The organism is Actinomadura livida (assembly GCF_014648675.1).
In the GTDB taxonomy this organism is placed as follows: domain Bacteria; phylum Actinomycetota; class Actinomycetes; order Streptosporangiales; family Streptosporangiaceae; genus Spirillospora; species Spirillospora livida.
This window is the reverse complement of sequence record NZ_BMRO01000038.1, coordinates 1-2,977: the sequence shown is the minus strand read 5'-3', so window position 1 is coordinate 2,977 and position 2,977 is coordinate 1. Positions and strand designations below refer to the sequence as shown.

General features: G+C 71.2%; 1 protein-coding gene. It reads left to right on the top strand.

Features of this window, described 5'->3' with window-relative positions; translation table 11 throughout:
• Positions 1–2,977 (top strand): type I polyketide synthase (locus IEZ03_RS37130; RefSeq protein ID WP_189241287.1); only part of this gene is annotated, 2,977 nt, incomplete at both ends.

Genomic DNA, 2,977 nt, shown 5'->3' with positions numbered 1-2,977 from the left:
CCGGAGCCCACGACCTCCAACACCACCTCGAACACCTCGGCGCCCACGTCACCATCACCGCATGCGACACCGCCGACCCGGCGCAACTGGCTGATCTTCTGGCGGGCATCCCGGCCGAGCATCCGCTCACGGCGGTGATCCACGCGGCCGGAGTCATCGACGACGCGGTCACGACATCCCTGACCGCCGAACAGATCGACAGAGTCTTCGCCCCCAAGGTCGACGCCGCCTGGAACCTGCACCGCCAGACCCGCCACCTCCCCCTCAACGCCTTCATCCTGTTCTCCTCCGCCGCCGCCAACCACTTCCTCGACACCCTCGCCGCACACCGCCAGACCGAGGGATTGCCGGCCCAGTCCATCGGATGGGGCTACTGGCAGCAGGACACCGGCATGACCGCCCACCTCACCGACACCGACCGCAGCCGCATCACCGAGAACCTCGCGGCCATCACGGACGTCCAGGGGCTGGAGCTCTTCGACGCCGTCCTGACCATGCCCCGGCCCCACCTCGTGGCCACGCCCATCAGCACGCGGAGCCTCCCCGTCCCCGTGCCCGCGCTGCTGCGCGCTCTCGCCGCGCCCGGCAGGCGTGCCGCCACCGGAACGGCCGCCGGCAGCGACCTGGCCGGTCAGCTCAGCGGCCTCGGCGAAGAGGAGCAGCACCAGCGTCTGCTTGCGCTGATCCGCGGGAACGTCGCCACCGTCCTGGCGCACGGCTCCGCCGAGAACATCGACGTCAGCCGCCCGTTCAGCGAGCTGGGCTTCGACTCCCTCACCGCGATCGAACTGCGCAACCGCCTGGCCACCGCCACCGGACAGCGCCTCCCCTCCACCCTCGTCTTCGACCACCCCACGCCGGACGCGCTCGCCCGCCACCTGAAGAGCACCCTTCTCGGGACCGGCGGCACGACCGCCAAGGCCACGCGGACGATCACCGCCGACGAGCCGATCGCGATCATCGCGATGGGATGCCGCTATCCGGGCGACGTCCGCACACCGCAGCAGCTGTGGAACCTGGTCGCCGGCGGTGTCGACGCCATCGGCGAGTTCCCGTCGAACCGGGGCTGGGCGGTCGCCGACCTCTTCAACCCGGATCCGGATCATCCGGGGACCACCTACGCCCGCGAGGGCGGTTTCCTCTACGACGCCGACCACTTCGACGCCGACTTCTTCAGCATCAGCCCCCGCGAAGCCCAGGCCACCGACCCCCAGCAGCGGCTCCTCCTCGAAACCGCCTGGGAGACCGTCGAGAACGCCGGTATCGACCCCGTCGCCCTCCACGGCACCCGAACCGGCATCTTCACCGGCATCTCCTCGCAGGACTACAGCTCCGGGCTCCCGGAACTGTCCAGCGCGTCGGAGAGCTACACGGGGACCGGCTCCTCGATCAGCGTGGCCTCGGGACGCATCGCGTACTCACTCGGTCTCGAAGGACCCGCCCTCACCATCGACACCGCCTGCTCCTCCTCGCTCGTCGCCCTCCACCTGGCCTGCCAATCCCTCCGGCAGGGAGAGTGCGATCTCGCGCTCGCGGGCGGCGCCACCGTCATGTCCAGCCCGGGTGCGTTCGTCGTGTTCTCCCGGCAGCGGGGCCTGGCCCGTGATGGCCGCTGCAAGCCGTTCGCGGCGGCGGCCGACGGCACCGGCTGGGGCGAGGGCGTCGGGCTCCTTCTCGTCGAGCGGCTGTCGGACGCGCAGCGCAACGGCCACCCCGTTCTGGCGATCGTGCGCGGATCGGCGGTCAACCAGGACGGCGCCAGCAACGGGCTGACCGCGCCGAACGGGCCGTCCCAGCAGCGGGTAATCCAGGACGCACTGGCCAGCGCCCGCCTGACCCCCGCAGACGTCGACGCCGTGGAAGCCCACGGCACCGGCACCACACTCGGCGACCCCATCGAAGCCCAAGCACTCATCGCCACCTACGGACAGCAACGCCCCGCCGACCGGCCCCTGCGGCTCGGCTCCATCAAATCCAACATCGGCCACACCCAAGCAGCCGCCGGCGTCGCCGGAATCATCAAGATGATCCAGGCCATGCAGCAGGGCGTCTTGCCGCAGACCCTGCACGTCGACGAGCCGACCCCGCACGTCGACTGGTCCGCCGGAACCGTCGAACTGCTCACCGAGCAAATCCCTTGGCCCGACACCGGACGGCCCAACCGCGCCGCCATCTCCTCCTTCGGCATCAGCGGAACCAACGCCCATGTGATCGTCGAGCAGGCCCCCGCCGCGTCGCCCGCCGAAATCGTCCCGCCCCAGCCGCACACCGCGGACACCGAACCCAAGCCCGTGCCGTGGGTCGTTTCAGCGAAGACCGAGGCGGGTCTGGCCGCACAGGCGCGGCGCCTGGCCGAACACCTGGACGCTCACCCCGACCTTGATCCCGGTGCGGTCGCCTGGGCGCTGGCCACCACCCGCTCCACCCTCGACCACCGCGCCGTCATCGTCGGTGACCAGGCGACGCTGCGTGAGGGGTTGCGGGCGCTGGCGGCCGGTGAGCCGCACCCGGCCGTGGTCACCGGCCGCGCCGTGCCCGGCCAGGGCGGCAAGACGGTGTTCGTGTTCCCCGGCCAGGGATCGCAATGGGCCGGAATGGGCGCCGACCTGATGGCCACCAGCCCCGTCTTCCGCGACCACATCCTCGCCTGCGAGCAGGCACTGGCCCCCCATGTGGACTGGTCCCTCACCGACGTCCTCACCACCCATGACGCCGTGTCGCTAGACCGGGTCGACGTCGTCCAACCCGCCCTGTTCGCCGTGATGACCGGCCTAGCCCACCTCTGGCAATCCCTCGGGATCCAACCCGACGCGGTCATCGGCCACTCCCAAGGCGAGATCGCCGCCGCCTACACCGCCGGCGCCCTCACCCTCCACGACGCCGCCCAACTCGTCGCCCTACGCAGCAAGGCCCTGACCGCGCTGGCCGGAACCGGCACCATGGCCGCCATCCACGCCACCCCGGGCGATCTGGACGG